This is a genomic window from Streptomyces longwoodensis (assembly GCF_001514125.1).
In the GTDB taxonomy this organism is placed as follows: Bacteria; Actinomycetota; Actinomycetes; order Streptomycetales; family Streptomycetaceae; genus Streptomyces; species Streptomyces longwoodensis.
The window spans coordinates 25,059-50,934 of the sequence record NZ_KQ948551.1 but is presented as its reverse complement, the minus strand read 5'-3'; the positions used below and the strand labels follow the sequence as shown (position 1 = coordinate 50,934).

The 25,876-nt window shown below is 75.5% G+C and carries 17 protein-coding genes and 3 tRNA genes; 13 read left to right on the top strand and 7 right to left on the bottom strand.

Going from position 1 to position 25,876, the window contains the following annotated elements:
* Window positions 1–112 precede the first annotated feature (112 nt).
* From AQJ30_RS09240 to AQJ30_RS09220, 5 genes are all read left to right on the top strand, one after another.
* On the top strand, window positions 113–529 hold the full coding sequence (locus AQJ30_RS09240) for a CU044_2847 family protein (protein ID WP_067231124.1): 417 nt from the start codon (window positions 113–115) through the stop codon (window positions 527–529).
* A 10-nt stretch (window positions 530–539) separates the two neighbouring features.
* Window positions 540–2,255: a VMAP-C domain-containing protein gene (locus tag AQJ30_RS09235; RefSeq protein ID WP_067232573.1), complete on the top strand. Its 1,716-nt coding sequence runs from the start codon at window positions 540–542 to the stop codon at window positions 2,253–2,255.
* Window positions 2,256–2,346: 91 nt separating this feature from the next.
* A complete protein-coding gene (locus AQJ30_RS09230; protein ID WP_067231122.1) occupies window positions 2,347–3,396 on the top strand; it encodes an AAA family ATPase in 1,050 nt (349 codons plus the stop codon).
* The gene (locus tag AQJ30_RS38945; protein WP_067231120.1) at window positions 3,386–7,966 is read left to right on the top strand and encodes an SAV_2336 N-terminal domain-related protein; all 4,581 of its coding nucleotides are present in this window, start codon (window positions 3,386–3,388) and stop codon (window positions 7,964–7,966) included. The genes AQJ30_RS09230 and AQJ30_RS38945 overlap by 11 nt, the downstream gene beginning before the upstream one ends.
* 160 nt (window positions 7,967–8,126) lie before the next feature.
* Window positions 8,127–9,164 carry a rod shape-determining protein gene (locus AQJ30_RS09220; protein ID WP_067231117.1) on the top strand — a complete coding sequence of 346 codons (1,038 nt, stop codon included), beginning with the start codon at window positions 8,127–8,129 and terminating at the stop codon, window positions 9,162–9,164.
* A 30-nt stretch (window positions 9,165–9,194) separates the two neighbouring features.
* On the opposite strand, the gene AQJ30_RS09215 is transcribed toward AQJ30_RS09220, so the two are convergent.
* Window positions 9,195–10,130, bottom strand: a complete 936-nt coding sequence (locus AQJ30_RS09215) for an anti-sigma factor RsbA family regulatory protein (protein WP_067231115.1) — start codon at window positions 10,128–10,130, stop codon at window positions 9,195–9,197.
* Window positions 10,131–10,451: 321 nt separating this feature from the next.
* On the opposite strand from AQJ30_RS09215, the gene AQJ30_RS09210 reads away from it, so the two are divergent.
* The 3 genes from AQJ30_RS09210 (at window position 10,452) to AQJ30_RS09200 (ending at window position 13,596) form a co-directional block, all read left to right on the top strand.
* A complete protein-coding gene (locus AQJ30_RS09210) occupies window positions 10,452–11,135 on the top strand; it encodes an ANTAR domain-containing protein (protein ID WP_067231113.1) in 684 nt (227 codons plus the stop codon).
* Between the two features lie 84 nt (window positions 11,136–11,219).
* On the top strand, window positions 11,220–11,921 hold the full coding sequence (locus tag AQJ30_RS09205) for a class I SAM-dependent DNA methyltransferase (protein ID WP_067231110.1): 702 nt from the start codon (window positions 11,220–11,222) through the stop codon (window positions 11,919–11,921).
* Window positions 11,922–12,030: 109 nt separating this feature from the next.
* Window positions 12,031–13,596, top strand: coding sequence for an ATP-binding SpoIIE family protein phosphatase (locus tag AQJ30_RS09200; RefSeq protein WP_079083983.1), 1,566 nt, complete (start codon window positions 12,031–12,033; stop codon window positions 13,594–13,596).
* On the opposite strand, the gene AQJ30_RS09195 is transcribed toward AQJ30_RS09200, so the two are convergent.
* The 3 genes from AQJ30_RS09195 to AQJ30_RS09185 are packed head-to-tail and all read right to left on the bottom strand — an operon-like array spanning window position 13,593 to window position 18,748.
* Entirely contained in the window at window positions 13,593–16,349 is a 2,757-nt protein-coding gene (locus AQJ30_RS09195; RefSeq protein WP_067231108.1) for an alkaline phosphatase family protein, read from the bottom strand. The genes AQJ30_RS09200 and AQJ30_RS09195 overlap by 4 nt on opposite strands.
* Before the next feature lie 3 nt (window positions 16,350–16,352).
* Complete coding sequence (locus AQJ30_RS09190; RefSeq protein WP_245726864.1) at window positions 16,353–17,768, bottom strand: ABC transporter permease; 1,416 nt, start codon at window positions 17,766–17,768, stop codon at window positions 16,353–16,355.
* Complete coding sequence (locus AQJ30_RS09185; protein WP_067231106.1) at window positions 17,765–18,748, bottom strand: ABC transporter ATP-binding protein; 984 nt, start codon at window positions 18,746–18,748, stop codon at window positions 17,765–17,767. The genes AQJ30_RS09190 and AQJ30_RS09185 overlap by 4 nt, the downstream gene beginning before the upstream one ends.
* A 272-nt stretch (window positions 18,749–19,020) precedes the next feature.
* Between AQJ30_RS09185 and AQJ30_RS09180 the strand changes: the two genes are divergently transcribed.
* Entirely contained in the window at window positions 19,021–19,668 is a 648-nt protein-coding gene (locus AQJ30_RS09180) for a dihydrofolate reductase family protein (RefSeq protein ID WP_067231104.1), read from the top strand.
* A 13-nt stretch (window positions 19,669–19,681) separates the two neighbouring features.
* On the opposite strand, the gene AQJ30_RS09175 is transcribed toward AQJ30_RS09180, so the two are convergent.
* The 3 genes from AQJ30_RS09175 to AQJ30_RS09165 all read right to left on the bottom strand — a co-directional run bounded on the left by AQJ30_RS09175 (window position 19,682) and on the right by AQJ30_RS09165 (window position 20,037).
* Window positions 19,682–19,755 (bottom strand) — tRNA-Ile (locus tag AQJ30_RS09175).
* A 131-nt stretch (window positions 19,756–19,886) separates the two neighbouring features.
* Window positions 19,887–19,959, bottom strand: a tRNA-Asn gene (locus AQJ30_RS09170).
* A 5-nt stretch (window positions 19,960–19,964) separates the two neighbouring features.
* A tRNA-Asn gene (locus AQJ30_RS09165) sits at window positions 19,965–20,037 on the bottom strand.
* A gap of 157 nt (window positions 20,038–20,194) precedes the next feature.
* Here AQJ30_RS09165 and AQJ30_RS09160 point away from each other — a divergent pair.
* The 4 genes from AQJ30_RS09160 to AQJ30_RS09145 all read left to right on the top strand — a co-directional run bounded on the left by AQJ30_RS09160 (window position 20,195) and on the right by AQJ30_RS09145 (window position 25,842).
* Window positions 20,195–20,497: a hypothetical protein gene (locus AQJ30_RS09160; RefSeq protein WP_067232565.1), complete on the top strand. Its 303-nt coding sequence runs from the start codon at window positions 20,195–20,197 to the stop codon at window positions 20,495–20,497.
* Between the two features lie 112 nt (window positions 20,498–20,609).
* Window positions 20,610–22,064: a xylulokinase gene (locus AQJ30_RS09155; protein WP_067231101.1), complete on the top strand. Its 1,455-nt coding sequence runs from the start codon at window positions 20,610–20,612 to the stop codon at window positions 22,062–22,064.
* Window positions 22,065–22,180: 116 nt separating this feature from the next.
* On the top strand, window positions 22,181–23,914 hold the full coding sequence (locus AQJ30_RS09150; protein ID WP_067231098.1) for an ABC transporter ATP-binding protein: 1,734 nt from the start codon (window positions 22,181–22,183) through the stop codon (window positions 23,912–23,914).
* Window positions 23,914–25,842, top strand: coding sequence for an ABC transporter ATP-binding protein (locus AQJ30_RS09145; RefSeq protein ID WP_067231095.1), 1,929 nt, complete (start codon window positions 23,914–23,916; stop codon window positions 25,840–25,842). Before AQJ30_RS09150 ends, AQJ30_RS09145 begins: the two co-directional genes overlap by 1 nt.
* Window positions 25,843–25,876 lie beyond the last annotated feature (34 nt).

Sequence of the window (25,876 nt, the reverse complement as noted above, 5' to 3'; positions counted from 1 at the left end):
CGTGGCGGGTTCCCGCCAGTGCGGGGGCGGTGGCGGACGGGACGGGAGGACAACCACGAGCACCGTCCGTAACAATGAGGCCGCACTGAGCCGCAGTACCGACGGGGGCACGATGGCAGCACTGGTGGAGTTCACGACCGCGGACGGCGCCGCGGTCGCCGTGGAGGCGGCCGAGCCGCCCCGGCCCGGGTCCCGGCTGGTCGCCCGGGACAACGGCGTCGTCCAGGCGTCGCGCACCTTCGAGGGCGCCCTGGAAGGGGTCCGCGCCGCCGCCGAGTCGGCCCTGCGGGTCTTCCGCGACGGCTCGCTGCGGCCGGACGGCGTGGAGATCGAGTTCGGGGTGAAGCTGTCGGCGGAGACGGGCGCGATCATCGCCAAGGGCACCGCGGAGGGCCACCTGGTGGTGAAGCTGAGCTGGACCCCCGCCGCGTCGGTCCCGGAGCCGGGGCCGGGACCGGCGCCCGACGGCGCGGCCGTCGTCCCCGCGCCCGCGGGTGCGCCCGGGGACGGGCACGGGGACCGCGCCTGACGTGCGGCCGCTGAAGAGCGCAACCTGGCAGGCCCGCATCGAACGCCTCGGCGGCGGTGTGGCCGGGGCGGGTTTCCTCGTGGCCCCGCGCACCGTGCTGACCTGCGCGCACGTCGTGCACGACCTGCCCGCCGGTGAACTGGCCGTGTCCTTCGCCGCGTTCCCCGGCCGTCCCGCCGTGCCGGCCCGGCGCGTCGCGGGCGGCGAGTGGGACGAGTTCGCCGCCACCGACCTCGGCGACCTCGCGGTCCTGGAGCTGGACGAGGACGCGCCGAGCGCCCCGGCCGCCCTGGCCCCCGCGGACACGGCGTACGGCACACCGCCGCGCAAGCTCGTCGTGTACGGCTTCCCGGACGGCTTCGACGAGGGCACGCTCGCCGAGTACCGCGTCACCGCACCCCAGTTGATCAGCGGCGAGTGGCTCCAGCTGGAGGCCTGGCAGCTCGGCGGGCAGCCGCTCGCCCCCGGGTTCAGCGGCGCCGCCGTCACCCTCGTCGACACCGGCGAGGTGGTCGGCATGGTCACGGCGGACGCGGGCGCCCAGGGCGTGCGCACCGGGCGGATGATGCCGACCGAGGTGATGGCCCGGCACTGGCCCGCGCTGGAGGGGCTGGTCCCCACCTCCGACCACCGCGGCGCCGACCGGGCGCGGCTGCGCGGGCTGGTCGAGCGGGCGGTGCGCACCGGCCTGGACTGCGACCCCGTACGGCTGTACCGGGCCGCCGCCGGGGAACTGGCGCCCGAACCGCCCGAGGAGGGCTTCGACTCGCTGTGGTCGGCGGCACTGTTCGTGCTGTGCGAACTGGACGGGCCGGACGCGGCGGAGACCGTCGCCCGGTTCGCGGACCTGCTGGCGGACCTGGTGCGGGAGAAGTCCCCGGCGCCCGTGGAGCGCCCCGGGACGCCCGAGTGGTCGCCCATCCTGGTCGACCTCCGGCACAGCGGCGCGGGCGACGACCTGGTGCGCGTGGAGGTGTCGGCGTACAGCGGCGGGCGCCGGCACCCGGTGGACTCGGGCACGGTGCCGCGCTCCCGGCTGCCCGGCTACGTGCAGGACCGCATCGACGCCGCGTTCCAGTACCTGACCCCGGGCTGCGACGAACTGATCGCGTTCGCGCTGCCGCGCGACTGGCTGGACCTGCCCGTGGACCGCTGGCACCTCGGCCCCGACGACGAGACCCCGCTCGGCTGCCGGCACCCGCTGGTCGTCACCGACCAGGCGCGCCGCAAGGCCGGCACCCGGCACGTCCTCACCCGCGCCTGGAACCGGCTCGACACCCTGCCCGGCGCCCGGATGCACCGGGTGGAGTGCACCGAGCAGGAGGCGGCCGGCCGGCTGCGGCTGAAGCTGCTCCGGGACGACAGCTGCCTGGTGGGCTTCGGGGCGGCGCCCTCGGCCGTCCGCGCCCACTTCACCACCTCGCTCACCGCGCCCGCGCCGCTGGTGGCCTGGTCGCGGCGGGGCTGTCCGGGCGGCGCCCCGGGCCCGCACCCCTGCACGGGCGGCGACGGCTGCACGGGCAAGACGTTCCTGGACGCGCTGGACGCCTGCCTGGCCGACCGGCCGCCCGCCGAACTCCCGCGCCGGGTCTGGGAACTGCGCCTGGAGGCCGACGCCGAGGACGACCACTGGGCGCGCGACCTCCAGCTGCTGTGGGACGACCCCCGCGCCTTCCCCGACCCGCACGCCACCGGCCCGGCCCACGCCCGCTCGCCCGTGGCCTGAACGGCCGCGCGCCGCGGCCGACTTGGCCCCCGCGTCCGCACACACAGCCCTCACCCACCCGCACCCGATCGTCGGAGACCGAGAACCGCCCATGCCGCACTGGTCCGTCTACACCGGCAACAGCGAGCCGCACGACGGCATCGACCGCCTGCCCGCCCCGCCGCCCTGGCGGGCGTTCGACGGCGCGCCCGTCCTGCCCCCGCCCCGGGACGCCGACGACGAGGCGGCCGTCTCCCCCGACCGCGTGCACCGCGCCCGCACCTACGTCGCCACCCCGGAGGCGGTCCAGCTCGTCAACGCCGCCCTGGTGCTGCGCCGTCCGCTGCTGGTCACCGGCCCGCCCGGCACCGGCAAGTCCTCGCTCGCCTACGCCGTCGCCCGCGAGCTGCGGCTCGGCCCGGTGCTGCGCTGGAACATCACCAGCCGCAGCACCCTCGCCGACGGCCTCTACCAGTACGACCCGCTGTCCCGCCTGTACGCGGCCCGCCAGGCGACCCTGGCCGGCGGCGCGACGGACGCGACCGGGGTGGAGGACCACCTGCGCCTCGGCCCGCTGGGCACCGCGCTGCTGCCGTACGCCCGCCCCCGGGTGCTGCTCGTCGACGAGATCGACAAGAGCGACCTCGACCTGCCCAACGACCTGCTGAACGTGCTGGAGGAGGGGCAGTACGAGATCCCCGAACTGATGCGCGCCACCCGCCGGTCGACGGGCGGGGAGGCCGGCGCGGGGACCGGCGGGGAGGCCGTCGAGGTCCTGGCCGACGGCACCGGCGCCCCGGTCCCGGTCCGCCGCGGCCGGGTCCGCTGCCGGGCGTTCCCGTTCGTCGTGCTGACCAGCAACGGCGAGCGCGAGTTCCCGCCCGCCTTCCTGCGCCGCTGCGTGCGGCTCGCGCTGCGCCGCCCGGACGGCGAGCGGCTCGCCGAGATCGTGCGCGCCCACCTCGGCACGGCCACCGGCGGGGCGGGCCGGCTGATCGACCGGTTCGTGGAGCGCGCCAAGGACGGCGAACTGGCCACCGACCAGCTGCTGAACGCCGTCTACCTGACCGGCGTCGCGGGCCTGGACGCCGACTCGCGCGACGCGCTGGCGGAACAGCTGATGCCCTACCTGAGCGCCCCGGCGGACGGCGATGGCCTCTGAGGCGTCCGACGACCCGGCGGCCGTTGCCCGGCTGGCGGCCCTGCTGACCGCCGCCGCGGGCACGGCGCCGACCCCGCGCGAGCTCGCGGAAGTGCTGTGGCTGGCAGGCCAGTCGGAGGCCGCGGAGGTGGCGGGCCCGACGCCCCCCGGCCCACCGCGGCAGGCCGCCGAGCCGGTCCCGCACGCCCCCGACGGGCAGGTCCCCGGCCCGCCGTCCCCGGCCGTGCGGCAGGCCCCGCCCGACCCCCGGGTCCCCCTGCACCTCCCGGCCCCCGACGCCCGGCCGGACCCACAGCCGTCCCCCGGCACCCGCCCCCCGGCCGGCGGGCCGTCCCTGCTCGCCCCGGCCCCGCCGATGCTGCACCGCCCGCTCGCCCTCCAGCGCGCGCTGCGCCCGCTGAAGCGGCGGGTGCCCGAGCCCCGGACCCGGGTGCTGGACGAGCGGGCCACCGCGGACCGCATCGCCCGGCTCGGCGCCCACCCGGACGTGTGGCTGCCGGTGCTGCGCCCGGCGCACGACCGCTGGCTGCGGCTGAACCTGGTGCACGACACCGGCCCGACCATGCCGCTCTGGCGGCCGCTGGTGCGCGAACTGCACGCCGTGCTCGCCCAGTCGGGCGTCTTCCGCACGGTCACCCTGCACCCGGTCGGCCCCGACGGGCGGGCCCGGCACGTCCCGGTCCCGGCGGACGGCCGTACCGTCACGCTGGTGCTCAGCGACTGCATGGGCCCGCAGTGGCGCCCCGGCGCGGCGGGCGCCCGCTGGTACGCGACCCTGCGGCACTGGGCGGCGCACGTGCCGCTGGCCGTCGTCCAGCCGCTGCCGGAACACCTGTGGGCCACGACCGCGCTGCCCGCCGAACCGGGCCTGCTGTCGGCGCGGTCCGCGGCGGCCCCGACGGCCACCCTGGCGTTCACCCCGTACGACCCGGATCCCGACCCCGACGCCGATGACGGCTCCGGTCACGCGGCCCGTCCGCCCGGGTCCCTGGCGCTGCCGGTGCTGGAGCCGGGTGCGCGCTGGCTGGCCAACTGGGCGTCCCTGCTGGCCGATCCGGGCGGTGCCCGGCTGCCGGGCGCGGCCGCCCGGCTCGCCCCCGCGCCGCCGGAGCCCGCCGCACCGGCCGGCGGACCCGGCCCGTCGTCCCCGCAGGACCTGGTGCTGCGCTTCCGCGCCACGGCCTCGCCGGAGGCGTTCCGGCTGGCGGGCCACCTGGCGCTCGCCGTGCCCTCGGTGCCCGTGATGCGGCTCGTGCAGCGGACCGTGGAGCGCGACCCGCGTCCGCAGCACCTGGCCGAGGTCGTCCTCAGCGGCATGCTCACGGCCACACCCGGCAGCCCCGGCCACTACGCCTTCCGCCCCGGTGTGCGCGAGGTGCTGCTGCGCACGCTGCCCCGTACCGTCCGCGCCCGCACCCGCGCCTTCCTCGCCCGGGTGGGCGGCCTGATCGACGACCGCGCGGGCCTCGCGGCGGGCGAGTTCCGCACCCGCACGGCCGGCGTCGACACCCCGGCCCCCGCCGACGCCCCCGACACCCCGCCGGGCGAGCCGTTCGCGACGGTGACCGAGGAGACGGTACGGCGCCTGGGCGGGCCGGACGGGACCGGGAGCGAGGCAGCAACCACGGCCGAGGCCTACGCAGACGCCGGGGCGGGAACCGCGACCGGTCCCGGCCCCCTCGACGGCCTCCTCGACGCCCCCGCGACCGACGATCCCCCACCGACCGGCCACACCTCCGGCGCCCCCGGAACCCACGACACCCCCGAAGCCTCCGACTCCCCCACCGACCCCGCCATCCTCATCGCCGGCCGCTACCGCCTCCAGGGCCCCCGCGGCCACGGGCGGCGGGTGCGGGAGGCCGTGGACACGCGGACGGGCGAGCGCGTGGTCGTCCACCTCTACCCGCCGCAGCCCTCCGGTGCCGAGCAGTTCCTGCGCGAGGCGCGGGTCCTCGCCGGGACCGACAGCCCGCACCTGGTCCGGGTCCTGGACCACGGCCTGCACGACCCGCACCCCGGGTCGCCCGGCCCGGTCACCCCGTACCTGGTCGCGCGGTTCGAGCACGGCGTGACCGTCGCGGAGCTGCTCGCGGGCAGCGGCCCCGGGGTGTCCCTGCCGGTGTTCGCCCGGCTGGTGTGCGACGGCACGGCCGCGCTCGCGGCGCTGCACGCGCACGGCCTGGTGCGCGGGCAGCCCGGCCACGACGGGCTGCTGCTGCGGCCCGACGGCACCCTCCTGCTGAGCCGGTACGCACTGGGCGAGCAGTCCGAGGGCCTGGACGCCCGCGGGGACCGGGGGGCGTTCGAGCGGTGGCTCGGGGAGCTGGCGGCCCTGGTGCCGGACGTGCCGCCCGGCCTGCGGCCGCTGCTGGACGAGATCCGCGGCGGACGCGTGCCGCCCGCCGCGCGGGACCGGCTGGCCGCCGTACGGGACTCCGACCGCCTGCGGGTGCGGCTGTTCGGACGGCCCCGGCTCGACCGCGGCGACCGTCCCCTGGAGCTGCCCGGTCCCGAGGCGCGGGCGCTGCTGTGCATGCTGGTCCTCACCCCCGGCCACCGCCTGACGACCGCTCAACTGGCCGAGGGGCTGGGGGGCCGGCCGGCCCCTGACGACGTCGACGGCTCCGACGGCCCCGACGGCCCCGAGCGGCGCGTCGACGCGGCGGCCCGGGAGCTGGCCCGGGTCCTCGGGCCGGGCACGGTGGCCGCCACCCGCGACGGGTACGCCCTGCACCTGGCGGGCGCGTGGGTCGACGTGTTCGCGGCCGAGGCGGAACTCGACCACGCCGAGCACGGCCACCGGGCGCGTCCGGCGCACCCGCTGTCCGAGGACGAGGTGGCCGCCTTCTTCGCCGAGGAGCCCCTGCGCGGCGTCCCCGGCCCCGCGGCCGCGGCGGCGCGGGGCCGGCTGCGGGGGGTGCTCCGGCGGCTGGACGTCCTGTACGGCGCCCGCACCCTGCACGTCACGGCCGGCTCCGACCTCACCGGCCGGCCGGAGACCCGCATCACCCTGGAGTACGCCGTCCACCAGGTCCTCTCCCGGGGCGGTCTCGCCCCCGGGCAGTACGCGGTGGACGTCCGTGCCGACGGCTACACCGTCCGCGCGGACGCCGGGACCGCGCTGCTGCCGGTGCTGATGGCGGTGCTGCGCTGGCTCCCGGACCACTGGGCCACACTGCGCCAGGCACCGCCGCTGCGGGTGGCGTTCGGGCGGCCCCGGCCCGCCGTGGACGGCGCCGGACCCGTCGAGGTCGTCGTACCGCCCGCCCTCTACGACGAGTTCACCGCCAGCTCCGCCGCCGCGGGCCCGCACCGCTTCCACCCGCTGTACGAGGGGCCCTCACCGGCCGCCTGGTACTGGCCGGGCGCGGGGCGGCGGGACCTGGTGGACGGGCCGCACGTCACCCCGGACCTCGGCCGGCTGGGCGTCCCCGCGCCGGGGCGCGCCGCCGTCGTGCACACCCGTCCCGGCGGCCCGCTCACCCTGCTCGACCCGGCCGCCCCCTACGGCGGTGGCCCGCCGCTGCCGGTGACGTACTACGAGGTCGACCTGGCCCCGCAGCGCACCGCGCGCCGGCTGACCCTGCCCAGCTCCGGCAAGGGCGGCTTCACGGCCGCCGTGGAGCTGTCCTGGCGGGTCGCCGACCCGGTGGCGTTCGTCCGCGGCGGCCCGGCGGACGTGGCGGAGCGGCTGTTCGCGCACCTCGCGGAGCGGGCGCCGGGGATCACCCGCCGGCATCCGCCGCGCCGGGCGGTCGGCGCCCAGCGCGCGCTGGGCGCCGAACTCGGCGACTGGCCCGTGCCGGGGCTCGCGGTGAGCTGCGCGGTGACCCTGGCCCCGGAGTACGCCCCGCCGCCCGAGGTGCCGGGGCCGGCCCCCGCGCCGCGCACGCCCGGCGACCTCCTCGCCGGGGTGCGGACGGTGCTGCTCGGCTTCGACGGGCCGCTGGTGCGGCTGTTCACCGCGCCCCGGGCCCGGGAGGCGGCGCTGGAGCTGCTCGCGCTGGCCGTCGAACACCGCGACGTCGAGGACGCGCTGACGGGCCGTCCCCTGGCGGTCGCCGCGGCGCGCGAGTCGCTGGTGCACCCGCTGGACGTGCTGCGGGTGTTCGCCCGGGACCCGGTGGGCCCGCTGCTGCGCCGCCGGCTGGACGAGCTGGAGCTGGCCGCGGTCGCCGACGCGCCCACCACGCACCGCTCCGTCGCCCTGGTCCGCACCCTGCACGCGGCCGGCCTCCGGGTGGGTGTCGTCACCGACGTCTGCGCGACCGCCGTCGCCGCCCACCAGGAACGCCACCGGCTGCCGCTCACCGGGTGGCACGGCCGGGGCGAGGACCTGACGCGGCTGATGCCGCACCCCGACGCCCTGGTGCGGGCCCTCGCCGGCCAGGACGGGCCGGCCCTGCTGGTGGGCTCGACGCCGGCCGAACTGGGCGCCGCCCAGCGGCTCGGGATCCGCTTCGTCGGACTGGCCCGCAACCAGACGGTCGAGCAGTCGCTGCGCGCGGCCGGCTGCGAGAGCACCGTGCCGTCCCTGACGCCGTTGCTGGAGGCGGCCCAGGCCCCCTGACGGGCCGTCGGGCCGTCGGACCGGGCGGGCGGCACAACCGCCCGTTCAGCGGTGCCCCGCCCAGCCCATCCGGAAGGGCGGCCCGGACCCGGTCCCCCGACGATGGGAGAGGCCGTCCGCCCGGCGGCCCACGCCACCGCGTCTCGGGAGGACCCCGCCAATGACCGCCAGTCTGGAGCAGCTGCGCCGCTGTCACTTCGCCGTCGACCTGGGCGCGGCGCGGACGCGGGTGTACGTCAAGGGCGCCGGGCTCGTCGTCGACCAGCCCTCCGCCGCGGCCGTCAACACCCGCACCGGCGCGCTGATCGCGGTCGGGGAGCTCGCCGAGAAGATGACCGGCCGCACGCCCCACTACATCCGGGTGGTGCGGCCCGTGTCCGGCGGCACGGTCGTCGACATCGAGATGGCCCAGCGCATGCTGCGCCACCTGCTCGGCGACCGGATGCGTCGTCAGCTGCGCCGCAAGCCCCGGCTGCGGGCCGCCGCCTGCACCCCGCACGACGCCGACCCGCTGGCCCAGCGGGCGGCCATCGAGACCCTGGTCGGCCTCGGTGCCCGGCGCGTGGAGCTGGTCGACACCCTGATCGCCGCCGCCGTGGGCTGCGGGCTGCCCGTGGAGCGGCCCGAAGCCACGATGATCATGGTGTGCGGGGCGGCCGCGACCCAGGTCGCCGTGCTGTCCCTGGGGTCGATCGTCACAGCCGAGCGCGTCCCGGTGGGCGGCGAGGCCGTGGACCACGCGATCGTGCAGCACCTGCGCCACGAGCACGAGCTGATGCTGCCCAGCCAGTCCGTGCGGCCGCTGCAGATCGCCCTGTCGGGCAACGGCCTGACCCCGCACGGACCGGCGTCCACCGAGATCCACGGGCGGGACGTCGCCACCGGCCTGGCCCGTTCGGTGCGGATCGACACCGCCGCCGTGCGGGACGCCATCCAGACCCCGCTGACCGCCGTGCTGGACGGCATCGGCAAGGTGCTGCGGGACTGCCCGCCGGACCTGGTGGCCGACCTCGCCGACCGCGGGATCACCATGGTCGGCGGCTCGGCGCTGCTGCCCGGCTTCGACCAGATGCTGCGCCGGGCCACGGGGATGCCGGTGCACATCGCCGAGCGGCCCGACGTGTGCGCCGCGCAGGGCCTGGGCGCCATGCTGGAGGGGAAGATCCAGCCGCTCGCGCTGAACCCGATGGGCTCCTGAGCGGCCGCTGGTGCGGAGCGGCCGGGACGGTCAGCGGGCGAACCAGGCCCGTACGGCCGTCCCCCGGTCGCCCGTGTGCAGGCGGACCAGGTCGGCGACCAGGTTGACCAGCAGCAGGCCCCGGCCGCCCAGCTGGTCGCGCCGCGGGGGGCGGCGGCCGGCGAGCGGGTCGGTGATGCGGCCGCGGTCGCGCACCTCGCACACCACGTGCTCGTCCTCGGCCCACACCCGCAGCTCCCCGCTGCCGCCGCCGTGCAGCACGCTGTTGGTGCTGAGCTCGGAGGCGGTCAGTGCGAAGTCGCCGAGCCGGGTGCCGGTCAGGCCCAGCCGCTCGCCCTCGGCCACCGCGTGGTCCCGGGCGGTCGGCAGGCACGCCGCGTCGAAGTGCCGGACGGGCACACTCGGCACGGCGGGCAGCGGCAGGTTGTAGGAGGCGACGACGCCGTCGGGGTCGTAGGCCCCGCTGGGCCGCTCCTCGGTGGAGCCGGCCGGGATGACCACGGGGTGGGTGGCGTGGGCGTCGGTGAGCACCCGGTCGTCGAGCCGGCTCTCGTCGTAGGGGCACAGGATGCTGACCTCGCGCCCGGTGAACGCGGCGTTGATCAGCGCCTCGTGCTGGGCGCACGCCGGGTACTCGGCGGCGCTGCGGCCGGCCCAGATCGGCTCGCCGATGATGCGCACGCGCCGGCCGGACGGCTGGGCGTCGGCGAAGGCCCGCAGCACCCCGGGGATGATCCGGCCGGGGTTGCGGCCCGCCTCCCGCATGTCGAGCAGCAGCACGGCGTCCGCGGCGGGGCCGAGTCCCTCGCGGATCAGCCGCAGGTTCGCGCCGGGCACGGCGACGGCGACGGGCTCCCCGGCGGCCAGTCCGGCCTCCAGGAAGGGCAGCGTCCCGGCCAGGTACTCCTGCTCGTCGCGGTAGAACAGCGCGGGATGCACGAAGGGGTCAGTGGCGGTCGTGCTCACGTCCTCGACACCTCCCTTTCCGGCGCACCCGCTCTCCGGCGTGGCGGCCCACGTCCCTCCGGTGACCCCGCTTCCGTCCCCGGGAGCACCGAAGTCGACCGCCCGGCTCCCGGTCGGCTACCCGAGGCGCCGCGGCTCATGCCCCGCCCGGGGTGTGACCGCCCGCGCGGCGGGCACGCGCACGACGAGCGGACATCTGGCCTTACCGATGGTAAGGCCGGACGGGTGGCGGCCCACGGGCGGGCCGCCACGGGACGCCACCGGGCCCGGCGGGCGGACGGCCGGGAACCCCGGAGGACCGGACACGGACGAGGCGGTGGGATGACGGCGGTGGCCGGGACGCGGCACGAGGCGGACGGGGTGCCCCTGGTCGTCGACGGCCGGGTGGAAGCCGGCCACGCGCTGCTCACCGCGCGGGGCGAGCTCGTCCGGGGCAGCGCGGCGGTGCTCGCCCGGGAGCTGGACGCCCTGCCGCCGGACACCCGCCGGGTGGAGCTGGACCTGTCCCGGGTGGCGTTCATGGACACGGCGGGCCTGCAGTTCCTGGACGTCCTGGAGGCGTACCGGCGCCGCACGGCGGTACCGGTGACGACCCGGGACTGGCGGGACCAGCCGCGCCGCGTCCTGGAGCTCGCCGGACGGGACCCCGCCGACCCGCTGCGCCCGGTGCCCCGGCCGCGGGTGCCGCGCCCGCAGGCCGGGCCGGTGGCCTCGCCCGTGGCGCTGGAGCGGGCCGAGCGGCTGCGGGAGCTGTCCGAGGAGGTCGAGCAGCTGCGCCGGGCGATGACCTCGCGGCCGGTGATCGACCAGGCCCGCGGGGTGCTGATGGCCGTCCACTCCTGCACCCCGGACCAGGCGTGGAGCATCCTGCGGGAGACCTCCCAGCTGTCCAACACCAAGCTGCGCACGGTCGCGGAGGTGGTCGCCGCCGGTGCGACCGGCACGCCCCCGCCGGTGGACGTGCGGGCGGCCCTGCGCACGGCGGTCGCCCGCCACACGCGCTGACGCTCCCCTCGGAGCAGCCGGCCCGTATGCCGTGCCGAAGCGGTGGGGCCGTGGAAAAATCGGACCGGCACTCGACGAAGAGGGATGTCCGTGACCAACGAGCTCGAGCACGACCGCCCCGGCCCCGCCGGCTACGGGGCCCTGCCGCCCGACCGCACGGGGCAGGCCGAGGCGTTCGACGCCATCGGCGGCCGGTACGACGAGGCCTTCCCCCACAAGGAGGGACAGGTCGAGGCCACCGACTGGATCGTCGACGCCCTCGCCGCCGGGTCCCGGGTCCTGGACCTCGGCTGCGGCACCGGCCTGCCGACCGCGCGCCGGCTCGCCGACGGCGGCCTGGACGTGGTCGGCGTCGACCTGTCGGCCCGGATGGTCGCGCTCGCCCGCGAGCACGTGCCCGGGGCGACCTTCCACCAGGCGGACCTCGCCGACCTGCGCCCCGGCGGCCCGCTCGACCTCGGCCGCTTCGACGCGGTGACGGCCTTCTTCTGCCTGCTCATGCTGCCCCGCGCGGAGATCCCGCTGGCGCTGCGCACGATCCACCACCTGCTCGTGCCGGGCGGGCGGCTCGCCCTGTCGATGGTGGAGGCCGACGTGGACGAGTTCGCCATCCCGTTCCTCGGCAGCACCATCCGCGTGTCCGGCTACCTCCGCGACGAGCTGCGCGAGGTGGTCGACGGCGCCGGTTTCGACATCGCCGACGAGACGTCGTACACCTACGCGCCGTCCAGCGCGGACGTGCCGCCCGAGGTCCAGATCTTCCTGCGGTGCACACGGCGCGAGTGAGGCGGCCGAGGTGAGACGGCAGCCCGCGGGCGGCCCGCACCCGGCCGTGGACGCGCCCACCGGCCGGCTGCGCTACCTGGACGCGGCCACCCGGCGGATCGCCCGGGGCATGGACCTGGACGAGACGCTCGAGGAGCTGTGCGGGGCCGCCGTGCCGGAGTTCGCCGACGCGGCGTTCGTCCACCTCTGCGACCCGCTCCCGGTGGGCGACGAGCCCACCGGACCGGCGCCCGTGCTGCGCCTGCGCGCGGCCGCCCCGCCCACCGGCGCCCCGCCGGGCGTGGTGGACCTCGACCCGGACGGGCCGCTGTGGGCGCTGCTGCGGGCCGGGCGGCCGGTGTCCGGCGACGCCCCGGCGACCGCGGCCGCCGCGGCCGGTCTGCTCGGGTCGGTGCCGCCGGGCCGCCGCCTGGTGGTGGCCCCGCTGCACGGCCGGACCCACGTCATGGGCAGCGTCACCCTGCTGCGCGGCGCCGACCGCCCGCCCTTCACCGGCGACGACCTGCTGGTCGCCTCGCAGCTCGCCACGCACACCGCGCTGGGCATCGACAAGGCGGTGCTCTACGCGCGGGAGGCGTCGGTGGCCGACGCGCTCCAGCGCACCATGCTCCCGTCGTCCCTGCCCGAGCCGACCGGGGTGCGGCTGGCCAGCCGCTACCTGCCCGCCTCCCGGACGGCCCAGGTCGGCGGCGACTGGTACGACGCGATCCCGCTGCCGGGCAACCGGGTCGCCCTGGTCATCGGCGACGTCATGGGCCACTCGCTGACCTCGGCGGCGATCATGGGCCAGCTGCGCACGATCGTGCAGACCCTGGCGGGCCTGGACCTGCCCCCGGACGAGGTGCTGCACCACCTCGACGAACAGGCGGAACGGCTCGGCAGCCTGCACATGGCGACCTGTCTGTACGCGCTGTACGACCCCGTCCTGCACCGGCTGCTGATGGCGAACGCCGGCCACCCTCCCCCGCTGCTGGTGCACCCGGACGGCCGCGCGGTGATCCTCGGCATCCCGCCGGGCTCGCCGGTCGGCGTCGGCGGCGGCGTGTTCGCCTGCACGGAGATGCACGCGCCCGCCGGGTCCACGCTGCTGCTCTACACGGACGGCCTGGTGGAGTCCCGCGACTGGGACGTGCTGACCGGCGTCGAGCGGCTCAGGTCCCGGCTGGCGGCGGCGCCCCGGTCGGCGCCGGCGTCGCTGCAGACGCTGTGCGACGAGGCCCTCGGCACCGCGGGCAGCGGCGACCGGGACGACGACATCGCCCTGCTCGCCGCCCGCTTCGAGGGCGTCCAGCCGGAGACCGTCGCCCAGTGGTACCTCGCCCCGCACCCGCGCACCGCCCGCCAGGCCCGCTCCCTGACCCGCCGCACCCTGCTGCGCTGGGGTCTGGACGCCCTGGTCGACACCGCCGAGCTGCTGGTCAGCGAGGTGGTCGCGAACGCCGTGCGGGTGGCCTCGCGGCCGATCACCCTGCGGCTGCTGCGCGGCGGGGTACTGCGCGTGGAGGTGGCCGACGACTCGCCGCAGGTGCCGCGGATGCGCCACGCCCGCCTGCACGACGAAGGCGGGCGCGGGCTGTTCCTGGTCGACCGGCTCGCCCTCGGCTGGGGTGCGACGAGGGTGAGCACCGGCAAGGTGGTGTGGTTCGACCTGCGCCTGTCGGGCGACCCGTTCTAGCCGTCGTTCTCCGGGGACGGCAGGGAGGCGCCCGGGACGTCGGCGGGGGCGTAGACCCGGTGGTCGCCGGGGTAGGGCTCGCTCCAGTCGTGGGTCTGGTACCAGGTGTAGCGGTTCATCTGCTCGGCGTTGGCGTAGTCGGGCACCGCGTGCGGGCCGGTCAGACGCTGGTGGGAGGCCCAGGTCCGCCACTGCGCGGCGAGCGCGCGCCGGGCCGGCGGGACCGCGGCGGAGGTCGGTGCGGCGGCGGCCGCGGTGTCCTGGGGGGCGGGGGTGTCGGGGCCGCAGGCGGGCTGGGGGCTGACGCCGAGGGTCAGGGACGTGCGGTTGGGCACGGTGGTGAACGGCGTGGCGTCCGGGGTGCGGCGGAACGCGCCGTACATCGGGGTGGCCGCGCTGTCCTTCTGGTTCATCGGGTGGATGCCGAGGATCTGCTCGACGGTGCGGATCATCGTGATCTGCGAGTAGTAGCGGTGGTCGACGCCGCCGTGCACGGCCCAGGGGCTGATGACCTGGACGGGCGCGCGGTGGCCGTCGACGTGGTCGAGGCCGTTCTGGGAGTCGTCCTCGACGACGAAGACCGCCGAGTCCTTCCAGTACGGGCTGTGCGAGAGGGTGTCGACCATGCGGCCCACCGCGAGGTCGTTGTCGGCGACCGCGGCGGCGGCGTTCGCGGGGCCGCCGGTGTGGTCGTTGGAGAACCAGAACATGTTGAGGTCCGCCGGGCCGTTCTTCGCGAAGTCCTGCTCCCAGACCTGCTCCTTGTAGACGTCCGGGACGTCCAGGTCGAACATCGGGAAGCCCTGGACGGACACCTCGTTGAGCGAGGGGATCGCGGAGCCGGTGCGGATGGGGTACTGGGTGGACGCGCCGGTCGAGCGCATGGTCCGCGCGTCGCAGTACAGGTTCTGCCAGGTGGCGCCGGCCGGCTTGGTCTCCAGCGACTGGAACTCGCCGAAGTCCTTGACCGACCTGCCCGCCGCCTGGGCGCCGGTCCACAGGAACCCGGTCCTCTGGTGGCCGAGGGCGTCGTTCTCGGTGTCGTAACTGCGCTGGTACTCCCCGGCGGAGGACTCGGTGTACTCCGGGTTGTCCGACTGCATCAGCCAGTTGTGGCCCTCGGCGGAGTTGGTGCCGACGTCGTAGAAGTTGTCGTAGAGCCCGAACTGCCGGGCCAGGGCGTGCTGGTTGGGGGTGACGTTCGCGCCGAAGGCGGTGAGCGCGGGCCGGCCGTCGCCCCGGGGGTCGTCGCCGAGGACCTGGTCGTAGGTGCGGTTCTCCTTGACGAGCAGGAAGACGTGCTTGATCGTCGAGGGGTCGCCGAGCCGTACCGGGACCGGCACCGGCTTGGCGTGGCCCGCGTCCTTGCCCGTGCGCACCGAGCCGGGCGTCCAGCCGTTCTGCTGGAACACCTTGGCGGTCTGCGCCCGTACGGTCCGGTCGTCCGGCAGGGTGAACCGCGTCAGGCTGGACGTCGTGTCGTGGGTGCCGTGCCCGGTGGCGGTGGTGGGGCGGCGGGCGTCGATGCCGCGGGTGTTCGAGACGACGACCTGCCCGCCGACGGTGGCGATCTGCGCGGGGAAGTAGTCGGTGGGCAGCAGGCCGACGTACCGCGCGGGCTCCTGCGCGGACGTGTAGCGGTAGACGGCGACGGCGTTCGCGCGGCCCAGGGTCACCAGCAGGCGGCCGTCGGCGGTGAGCGCGACCGCGTTCGGCTCGTAGCCGACCGACGCCTCGGGCCAGGGCCGGGTGGCGATGGTCTGGACGACCTGGTCGCGGCGGGTGTCGATGACCGAGACGGCGTCGTCGGCGGTGTCGGTGACGAACACCGCGCCCTTCGCCGCGTACACCGCGGTCGGGTGCAGGCCGACGTCGAGGGTGCCGACGGGGGCGGCCGGGTCCGCCGGGTCGATGACGCTGACGGTGCCGGTGGTGGTGGCGCCGGTGTCCGGGTCGGCGACCACCTGGGTGCCGTAGGAGGTGAGCGTCGTGTCGCCGGCCCGCGCCGGGCGACCGCCCTCGTTGCTGACGTACAGCCGGCCGCCGGCCAGGGCGATGCCGCGCGGGGCGTTGCCGACGGCCCAGCTGTGCCGGACGGCCCCGGTCTCCGCGTCGAGGGCGACGACCCGGTTCTGGCCGTTGACGGCCGCGTAGACGGTGGAGCCGTCGGGCGAGAGGACCGCCCCCGCGACCAGTGCGTGCCGGGAGCCGTCGGCCGGGACCGGGACGCTCACCGGGTCGGACAGGGTGCCGTCGGCGGCCACGGTGAACCGGGTGAAGCCGTCGGTCTGGCCGAGCCACAGCCGGGTGCCGTCCGGCGAGTAGGCGGGGCCCTCCTGGCCGACGGCGGCGCTCTTGATGCGCAGGTCGTCCGCGGCGTTGGTGCCGACCTTCTGCTGCACCTGCCCGGTGGCCGCGTCCAGGACGACCAGGGCGGCGTCGCCGTCGGCGAGGGCGGCGGCGATGCGGGTGCCGTCCGGGCTCACCGCGGAGGACATGATCTTGCCGTCGTTCACGACCGTGCGGGTGCCGTACGGCTTGAGGTACTGGTCGGCGGAGACGACCTGGCCGCGCGCGGTCTGCTGCCCGACCTGCCGGGTGCCGAAGCCGTACGTCGAGGCGACTGCGGTGCCGGTGAGGCCGAGGGCCACCGCGATGCCCGCCGCCACGAGCGCGCCCCGCCGCCCGACGGGTCTGCCGAACAGGCTGGTCCGCTCCCTGTGCCGGGTGCGGCGCTGACGGGTTACCTGCATGGGCTATCCCTTCGGAGGCGGGGTGGGGAGCAGCCCGACGGTGCCGTCGAACTGCCAGAGGGGGTTCGGGGCGTCCCCGAGCGGGGTGCGCACCAGGAAGTAGCCGTTGACCTCCTTGGGCCCGTCGCCGTCGGCGACGTACCGCCCGTCGGAGGCGACGTCGAGCTGGTAGACGGCCTGCCCGGTGAGCCGCACGCCCGGCAGGTGCCAGGACACGACGCACCGCCAGTCGTTGCCCGGCCCTTCCTGCGCCTGCCGCCCGTCGCCCTTGGTGCAGGCCGCCGTGACGGCCAGCTGCTCCTCGGTGACGGCGGGCCGGTGCAGTTGCCCGGTCTGGATCCGGTACAGGTGCGCGAACGCGGTGGCGACCGACCGCTGCACCTTCTCCTGGCCGATCCCGGACCCCAGCGGGTCGGTCGTGCCGGCGATCACCGCGACCGTGACGGCGACGAGTCCGGCGAGGGGCAGCAGGCCGACGGTGACCGCGCGGCGGCCGGAGCCGTCGTGGGCCGGGTTGGTGAAGTCCCGGCGCAGGAAGAGCAGCAGGGCGAGCGCGGTGGCGAGCACGGCCCACACCAGGCCGACCGCGACGCCGACGAGCAGCGGGCGCAGCTGGGCGGGTTCGGTGAACAGGCCGTTCCAGGACAGGAAGGCGTACCCGGGCAGGGCGAGCCGTACGGCGACCGGCAGCGGCAGCGTCTGGGCGACCTGCAGCGCGAGGGCCACCAGCGCGGGCAGCAGCAGGCCCGTCGGGGACCGCCCGAGCGCGACCGAGCCGAGCAGTCCGAGCGCGGCCAGCGCCAGGGTCGGGGCGAGGGCGCAGGTCCAGGCGAGCAGGACGCGCAGGGCGGCGTCGCCCGGTGCCAGCAGGTGGCCGTCGAGGCCGACCAGCGGCTGGTTCCCGACGGCGAGGAGCCCGCCGGCCGTGCTGGAGCAGGCCAGTCCGGCCACCAGCAGCAGCACCACGGTGAGCCCGGCCAGCGCCTTGGCGGCGAAGATCCGCCGGGGGGAGCGCACGGCCACCAGCAGGTGGCGCCAGGTGCCGAGCCGGTCCTCACAGGCGAACACGTCACCGGTGACCACCGAGGTGAGCAGCGGCAGCGCCCAGGTGCCGGCGAAGCCCAGCATCACCAGCGGTCCGGCCCAGCCCGTGGCGTGCATCCAGCGGCCGAAGAGGGTGTCGGTGGGCAGCGTGCTCTGCCGGCTCACCCCGGCGACGAACAGCGCGGGCGCGGTCCAGCAGGCCAGGACGAGCAGCCGGATCCGCCACTGGGAGACCAGTTTGACCAGCTCGAAGCGGTAGGCGCGCGCCACGGGGACACGGCGGGCGGCCGGGGTGCCGCCGGTGCTGTCGGTGCTGTCGGTGCCGCCGGTGCTGTCGTCGAGGTCGTCCGGGCGGTCGACGGCGGTCGCGGTCATCGGTCGGCCTCCTGCTGCTGCCCGGCGGTCAGGGCGAGGAAGGCCGCCTCCAGCGGCGAGACGACCGGGGTGAGTTCCCGCACCGCGACACCGGCCTGGACGAGGGCCGCGACGAGGGTGTCGAGGGCGGGCACGGGCGCGCGCACCACGAGCCGGCCGGGGTCGCGGGGCGCACCGGTGTCGCACGGTGGACCGGTCTCGTGAGGCGGGCGGGTGGCGTCGAGCACCCGTACCCCCGGGGTCCCGGCGGCGAGGCGGCGGGCGGCCGGCGGGTCGGAGGTGACGAGCCGGTAGTCGAGCGGGCCGTGCGCGGCGGCGAGCTCGCCGACCGGGCCGGAGAACACGGCCCGTCCCCCGGCGAGGACGGTGACCTCGGAGCACAGGGCCTCCAGGTCGTCCATGCGGTGGCTGGAGAGGACCACGGCGGTCCCGTCGGCGGCGAGCCGGGTGAGGACGCCGTGGACGTGCTGCTGGCCGGCCGGGTCGAGGCCGTTGGACGGCTCGTCGAGCACCAGCAGCCGGGGCCGGGCGAGCAGGGCGGCGGCCAGGCCCAGCCGTTGGCGCATGCCGAGGGAGAAGCCACGGGCGCGGTCGTCGGCGACGTCGGTGAGCCCGACCTGGTGGAGCACGTCGTCCACGCCGGCCGTGCGCGGGCCCTCGCCGTGCAGCGCGGCGAGCGCGGTGAGGTTCTGGCGGGCGGTCAGCGAGGGGTACAGGCCCGGCCCGTCCACGAAGCCGGCGACCCCGTCGGGTGCGGCGAGCGCCCGCCCGACGGGCACGCCCAGGATCTCCAGGCTGCCGCTGTCGGCGACGGCCAGGCCGAGCAGCAGGCCCAGGAGGGTGGTCTTGCCCGCGCCGTTGGGTCCGACGAGACCGTAGATCCGCCCGCGTGTCACCTCCAGGTCGACGCCGTCGAGGGCGACGACGTCATCGAAGCACTTGCCGATCCCGCGTGCCCGAACGGCGAGGAGTGTGCCCATGAGCCCCTTCTTTCGCGCCGGTGAAGGAACTTAGGCGCGTCACACGCCCGGCACGGGGACGCCCGACTGAACACGCACGGAACGGATCGTCAAGGCATGGGCAAGGGGGGCGGCCGCCGGGGGAGGGCCGGGGCGCCGGGCGCCGGGCGCCGGGCGCCGGAAAAATATTCAGGTGGCGCTGTCGATCCGGCGGTTTCCCGTTCGACACCCTGGTGACGGACGCCCCGCCGCACGAGGGGGCGACAGGACCTGATGACGGATCAAGGGATCACATGGAACAGCTGCTGCGCGTGCAGAACTTCACCGTCTCCCGCGACGGCGTCGCCGCGGGCGAGGACCAGAGCCTGGAACGGCCCTTCGGCACCCGGATCGACCCGCGGGAGCTCTTCACCTGGGCCGGCGCCACGGCGAGCTGGCCCAACCGCACCGACCCGGGCGGGAGCCGGGGCCTGGACGACTACTTCACCCGGGACTTCGGCCACCACATCGGCGCCGAGATCATGGGCCGCAACAAGTTCGGGCCCCAGCGCGGCCCGTGGCAGGACCACGAGTGGCAGGGCTGGTGGGGCGAGGAGCCGCCCTTCCACACGCCGGTGTTCGTGCTGACCCACCACGAGCGCCCCTCGTTCACGCTCTCCGACACCACGTTCCACTTCGTGAACGCGGACCCCGCCACGGTGCTGGCGCAGGCACGCGAGGCGGCGCAGGGCAAGGACGTGCGCCTGGGCGGCGGGGTGAGCACGATCCGCGAGTTCCTCGACGCCGACCTGGTCGACACGCTGCACGTGGTGGTCGCCCCGGTGGAGGTCGGCTCCGGCCTGCGCTTGTGGGACTCCCCCGACGACCTGCGCGACCGCTTCCACCTGGAGGTCGTGCCGAGCCCGAGCGGGGTGACGCACCACGTGTTCTGGCGCAGGTGACGGGCGCGCACAGTGGGGCGGGTGGGACTCGAACCCACGGCCGACGGATTATGAGTCCGCTGCTCTAACCGGCTGAGCTACCGCCCCATAGCGGCGTGTCGCGTACATGTGTGCGCGTCGTCTGCCGCAGCATAGCCGCTCATACGATCTCCTGCTTCGGATGGTCGGCTTCCGTGCTGACATGAAAAAGGACCCCTACGGGGTCCTCGTTCAGCATGCTCCCCCGACTGGACTCGAACCAGTAACCTGCCGGTTAACAGCCGGCTGCTCTGCCAATTGAGCTACGGAGGACCGAGCTCCCCCGACTGGACTCGAACCAGTAACCTGCCGGTTAACAGCCGGCTGCTCTGCCAATTGAGCTACGGAGGAATGCCTCGTTGCATCGAACGTGCCGTCCTGGGTATCCGCCAGGGGGCGCCCGCTCGCTGCGACACATACATTAGCGCAAGCAGGGGGGTGCTTAGCCAATCGGTACCCCCGGCACCGATGCCGCACCGCCGACCGACACGAGGGAAGGGTGGCCGTCATGCGCTACCGGCTGATGTTCCTCTCCGGGCTCGCCCTGGGCTACGTGCTGGGCACGAGGGCCGGACGCGAACGCTACGAGCAGCTGAAGAAGTCCGCGCGCCGGCTCTCCGAGAACCCCGCCGTCCGCAACACCGCCGAGACGGCGGCCCAGCAGGGCCGCCAGTACGCCGGCAAGGCCTACCACGCCGTGAGCGACAAGCTCGGCGACCGGGTCCCCGACTCGGTCACCCAGCGGGTCCGCTCGCTGCGTGAGCGGAACGGCTCCGCCCCCGCCGACGACTGGGGCACCAGCACCACCTGAGGCCCGCCCGGGGCCGTCCCCAGGGGCGCGGGAACCGTGCGGTCGCACGGTGTCCGCGCCCCTGTGCCGTGCCCGGCCCGACCCGGCGCGCCGATGCGGCAGAATTTTCGCCATGGGGATAGTCGCCGGGCTGGACAGTTCGCCCGATTTCACTCGCATCGTCGTCTGCGACACCGACACGGGTGCCGTGCTCAGGCAGGGCTACGCGCCGCACCCGGTCGACGGTCCGGCGGGCGGCGGCCGGCCGAGCGACGTCGACCCGCAGGCCTGGCTGCTGTCCCTCGGTGAGGCCGCCGGCGGCGGACTGCTGGAGGGCGTGCAGGCCATCGGTGTGTCCGCGCAGCAGAACGCCGTCGTCCCGCTGGACGCGCAGGGCAACACCGTGCGCCCGGCGATGGTCGGCGGGGACAAGCGGGCGCAGGTCGCGGCCGCCGACCTGGTGGACGCGCTCGGGGGCCGGGAGGCGTGGGCGCAGGCGGTCGGGTGCGTGCCGCAGGCCGCGCAGCCGGTGACCAAGCTGCGCTGGCTGGCGAAGAGCGAGCCGGACGCCGCGCAGCGCACGGCCGTGCTGCTCCAGGCCCACGACTGGCTGGTGTGGCAGCTGCTGGGGCGGCCGGCACGCCGGACCACCGACCGGGGCGGCGCCTCGGGCACCGGCTACTGGTCGGCGGCGACCGGCGGCTACCGGCCCGACCTCGTCGAGCTGGCGCTCGGCCACCAGGCGGTGCTGCCCGAGGTGATCGGACCCGCGGAAGCGGCCGGTACGACGCCGGAGGGGCTGCTGATCTCCGCCGGCACCGGCGAGACCATGGCCGCGGCGCTGGGCCTGGGGCTGGGCACCGGCGACGCCGTGGTGTCCCTGGGCGCCTCCGGGTCCGTGATGGCCGTCCACCCCGAGGCCCTGATGGACGGCACCGGGACGATCACCGCCCTGGCCGACGCGACCGGCATGCACCTGCCCGTCGTCACCACCCTGAACGCCGTGCGCACCCTGCGCGGCGCGGCCGAGCTGCTGGGGCTGCCCGACCTGGAGACCCTGTCGGACCTGGCGATGAAGTCGACGCCCGGGTCGCACGGGCTGGTGCTGCTGCCCTACCTGGAGGGCGAGCGCACCCCGAACCTGCCGCACACCGCCGGGACGCTGGCCGGGCTGCGGCGCGAGTCGATGAAGCCCGAGCACCTGGCGCGGGCCGCGTTCGAGGGCATGCTGTGCGGGCTCGCCGACGCGCTGGACGTGCTGCGCGGGCGGGGCGTGGAGGTACGGCGGGTCTTCCTGCTGGGCGCGGCGGCCGAGCTGCCCGCGGTGCAGGCGGCGGCGCCGGCGCTGTTCGGGGCGCAGGTCGTCGTGCCGCAGCCCGCGGACTACGCGGCGATCGGCGCCGCCCGGCAGGCGGCCTGGGCGCTGGGGGCCACCCAGGGCACGCTCGACCCGCGGACACCGCCCGCCTGGCAGGGCGCGGCGGCGCAGGTGCTGGAGCCGGGCGAGGAGCTGGCGGTCGGGCAGGCGGTGCGCCAGCAGTTCGTGTCGGTGCGCGAACAGACACACCCGGGGGCGTTCCGCTCGTAGCGGACGCGGCGGGGCCGCGCCGACGGGTTAATCGGTTGAGGTAACACGGGTGGAGTGCCCGACGATAGGTGCCAGGGGCAAGCGACCGCCCCTTTCGCCGACTCCGAGAGACCAGCGTGCTCATACGACTCCTGCGGACCTGTCTCAGGCCCTACAAGAAACCCATCGCCCTGCTGGTGCTGCTGCAGTTCCTGCAGACCTGCGCCACCCTCTACCTGCCCACGCTGAACGCGGACATCATCGACGACGGCGTCGTGGAGGGCGACACCGGCTACATCCTGTCCTACGGCGCCCTGATGATCGGCATCTCGCTGGTCCAGGTCGTGTGCAACATCGGCGCCGTGTACTACGGCGCCCGCACGGCCTCCGCGCTCGGCCGTGACGTGCGGGCCGCCGTCTTCGACCGGGTGCAGTCGTTCTCCGCCCGCGAGGTCGGCCACTTCGGCGCGCCGTCCCTCATCACCCGTACGACCAATGACGTCCAGCAGGTCCAGATGCTGGTGCTGATGTCGTTCACCCTGATGGTGTCGGCGCCCATCATGTGCGTGGGCGGCATCGTGCTCGCGCTCGGTCTGGACGTGCCGCTGTCCGGGGTACTGGTCGCCGTCGTCCCGGTGCTGGGCATCTGCGTGACGCTGATCGTACGGCGGCTGCGACCGCTGTTCCGGGCCATGCAGGTGCGGCTGGACACGGTGAACCGGGTGCTGCGCGAGCAGATCACCGGCAACCGCGTCATCCGCGCCTTCGTCCGCGACGAGTACGAGCAGCAGCGCTTCCGCAAGGCCAACACCGACCTGACCGCGATGGCGCTGGGCACCGGAAACCTGCTGGCGCTGATGTTCCCCGTGGTGATGACGGTAGTGAACCTGTCGTCCATCGCGGTGGTGTGGTTCGGCGCGCACCGCATCGACAGCGGTGAGATGCAGATCGGCGACCTGACCGCGTTCCTCGCCTACCTGATGCAGATCGTCATGTCCGTGATGATGGCGACCTTCATGTTCATGATGGTGCCGCGCGCCGAGGTGTGCGCCGAGCGCATCCAGGAGGTCCTGGACACCGACTCCAGCGTGGTGCCGCCGCTCGCGCCGGTCACCGAGCTGCGCCGGCACGGGCACCTGGAGCTCCGCGGGGCGGGCTTCCGCTACCCGGGCGCCGAGGAGCCGGTGCTGAAGTCCGTGGACCTGGTCGCCCGGCCGGGCGAGACGACCGCCGTCATCGGCTCGACCGGCAGCGGCAAGTCGACGCTGCTGGGCCTCGTGCCGCGGCTGTTCGACGCCACCGAGGGGGAGGTGCTGGTCGACGGCGTGCCGGTGGCCGAGCTCGCCCCGCGGCTGCTGGCCCGGACCGTGGGCCTGGTGCCGCAGAAGCCGTACCTGTTCGCCGGGACCGTGGCGACGAACCTGCGCTACGGCAACCCGGACGCCACCGACGAGGAGCTGTGGCACGCGCTGGAGGTGGCGCAGGCCAAGGACTTCGTGACGAAGCTGGAGGGCGGCCTGGACGCGCCGGTCGCGCAGGGCGGCACCAACGTCTCCGGCGGTCAGCGCCAGCGCCTGGCCATTGCCCGGACGCTCGTGCAGCGCCCGGAGATCTACCTCTTCGACGACTCCTTCTCCGCGCTCGACTACGCCACGGACGCCGCCCTGCGCACGGCGCTCGCCGAGGAGACCGCCGAGGCGACCGTGGTGATCGTCGCGCAGCGCGTGGCGACCATTCGGGACGCCGACCGCATCGTGGTGCTCGACGAGGGCCGCGTGGTCGGCACCGGCACCCACCACGAGCTGATGGCGGACAACGAGACCTACCGGGAGATCGTGCTCTCCCAGCTGACGGAAGCGGAGGCTGCCTGATGGCGGGGCCGATGGGGCGGATGATGGCCGGGGGCGGCCCCGACACCCGCTCGCTGGACTTCAAGGTGTCGGGCCGGCGGCTCGTCGCCCGGTTCGGGCCGGAACGGCTGACCATCTACACGCTGCTGGCGTGCGTGGTGGTCAGCGTCGGGCTGAACGTCGTCGGGCCGAAGATCCTCGGCCGGGCGACCGACCTGGTGTTCTCCGGCATCGTGGGGCGGCAGATGCCGGCCGGTGCCACCAAGGAGCAGGTGCTGGAGTCGATGCGGCAGCGCGGCGACGGCGACGTGGCCGACATGCTGCGCAGCACCGACTTCACGCCGGGCGAGGGGATCGACTTCACCGCCGTCGGGCACGTGCTGCTGCTGGCGGTGGCGGTGTTCCTGGTCGCCGGCCTGCTGATGGCGGTGGCGACGCGGCTGGTCAACCGGGCCGTGAACCGCACGATGTTCCGGATGCGCGAGGACGTCCAGACGAAGCTGTCGCGGCTGCCGCTGTCGTACTTCGACCAGCGGCAGCGCGGTGAGGTGCTGTCGCGGGCGACCAACGACATCGACAACATCGGGCAGACGCTCCAGCAGTCGATGGGCCAGCTGATCAACTCGCTGCTGACGATCATCGGCGTGCTGGCGATGATGTTCTGGGTCTCCTGGATCCTGGCGCTGGTAGCGCTGGTGACCGTGCCGCTGTCGTTCGTGGTGGCCACCCGGGTCGGCAAGCGGTCGCAGCCGCACTTCGTGCAGCAGTGGCGCACCACCGGCAAGCTGAACGCGCACATCGAGGAGATGTACACCGGCCACACCCTGGTGAAGGTGTTCGGCCGGCAGGAGGAGTCGGCGCAGCAGTTCGCCGAGCAGAACGACGCGCTGTACGAGGCCGGGTTCAAGGCGCAGTTCAACAGCGGGATCATGCAGCCGCTGATGTTCTTCGTGTCGAACATCAACTACGTGCTGGTCGCGGTCGTCGGCGGGCTGCGGGTCGCCTCGGGCGCGCTGTCGATCGGTGACGTGCAGGCGTTCATCCAGTACTCGCGGCAGTTCTCGATGCCGCTGACGCAGGTCGCGTCGATGGCCAACCTGGTGCAGTCCGGCGTGGCCTCGGCCGAGCGGGTCTTCGAGCTGCTGGACGCCGAGGAGCAGGAGGCGGACCCGGTGCCGGGCGCCCGGCCCGAGTCGCTGCGCGGGCGCGTGGCGCTGGAGCACGTGTCGTTCCGCTACGACCCCGGCAAGCCGCTCATCGAGGACCTGTCGCTGACCGTGGAGCCCGGGCGGACCGTCGCGATCGTCGGCCCGACCGGCGCGGGCAAGACCACGCTGGTCAACCTGCTGATGCGGTTCTACGACGTCTCCGGCGGGCGGATCACCCTGGACGGCGTGGACATCGCCGCGATGTCCCGGGACGAACTGCGCGCCGGCATCGGCATGGTGCTGCAGGACACCTGGCTGTTCGGCGGCACGATCGCGGAGAACATCGCGTACGGCGCCTCCCGCGAGGTCACCCGCGGGGAGATCGAGGAGGCGGCCCGGGCGGCCCACGCGGACCGGTTCGTGCGGACGCTGCCCGACGGGTACGACACCGTGATCGACGACGAGGGCTCCGGGGTCAGCGCCGGTGAGAAGCAGCTCATCACCATCGCGCGGGCGTTCCTGTCCGACCCGGTGATCCTGGTGCTGGACGAGGCGACGTCGTCGGTCGACACCCGCACCGAGGTGCTGATCCAGAAGGCGATGGCCAAACTCGCCCACGGGCGCACGTCGTTCGTGATCGCGCACCGGCTGTCGACGATCCGGGACGCGGACACCATCCTGGTGATGGAGAACGGCTCCATCGTGGAACAAGGCACGCACCACGACCTGGTGGAGGCCGGCGGGGCGTACTCCCGGCTGTACGAGGCGCAGTTCGCCCAGGCCGTGGCCGAGGTGGACTGAGCGGGCGGCCCGGCCCGGGGTGCCGTCGCGGTGC

Bases quoted from the DNA above. Each gene is read 5' to 3' on its own strand.
- AQJ30_RS09240 (WP_067231124.1), top strand. From the start codon at position 113: ATGGCAGCACTGGTGGAGTTCACGACCGCGGACGGCGCCGCGGTCGCC.
- AQJ30_RS09230 (WP_067231122.1), top strand. From the start codon at position 2,347: ATGCCGCACTGGTCCGTCTACACCGGCAACAGCGAGCCGCACGACGGC.
- AQJ30_RS38945 (WP_067231120.1), top strand. From the start codon at position 3,386: ATGGCCTCTGAGGCGTCCGACGACCCGGCGGCCGTTGCCCGGCTGGCG.
- AQJ30_RS09220 (WP_067231117.1), top strand. From the start codon at position 8,127: ATGACCGCCAGTCTGGAGCAGCTGCGCCGCTGTCACTTCGCCGTCGAC.
- AQJ30_RS09210 (WP_067231113.1), top strand. From the start codon at position 10,452: ATGACGGCGGTGGCCGGGACGCGGCACGAGGCGGACGGGGTGCCCCTG.
- AQJ30_RS09205 (WP_067231110.1), top strand. From the start codon at position 11,220: ATGTCCGTGACCAACGAGCTCGAGCACGACCGCCCCGGCCCCGCCGGC.
- AQJ30_RS09200 (WP_079083983.1), top strand. From the start codon at position 12,031: ATGGACCTGGACGAGACGCTCGAGGAGCTGTGCGGGGCCGCCGTGCCG.
- AQJ30_RS09195 (WP_067231108.1), bottom strand. From the start codon at position 16,349: ATGCAGGTAACCCGTCAGCGCCGCACCCGGCACAGGGAGCGGACCAGC.
- AQJ30_RS09190 (WP_245726864.1), bottom strand. From the start codon at position 17,768: ATGACCGCGACCGCCGTCGACCGCCCGGACGACCTCGACGACAGCACC.
- AQJ30_RS09185 (WP_067231106.1), bottom strand. From the start codon at position 18,748: ATGGGCACACTCCTCGCCGTTCGGGCACGCGGGATCGGCAAGTGCTTC.
- AQJ30_RS09180 (WP_067231104.1), top strand. From the start codon at position 19,021: ATGGAACAGCTGCTGCGCGTGCAGAACTTCACCGTCTCCCGCGACGGC.
- AQJ30_RS09160 (WP_067232565.1), top strand. From the start codon at position 20,195: ATGCGCTACCGGCTGATGTTCCTCTCCGGGCTCGCCCTGGGCTACGTG.
- AQJ30_RS09155 (WP_067231101.1), top strand. From the start codon at position 20,610: ATGGGGATAGTCGCCGGGCTGGACAGTTCGCCCGATTTCACTCGCATC.
- AQJ30_RS09145 (WP_067231095.1), top strand. From the start codon at position 23,914: ATGGCGGGGCCGATGGGGCGGATGATGGCCGGGGGCGGCCCCGACACC.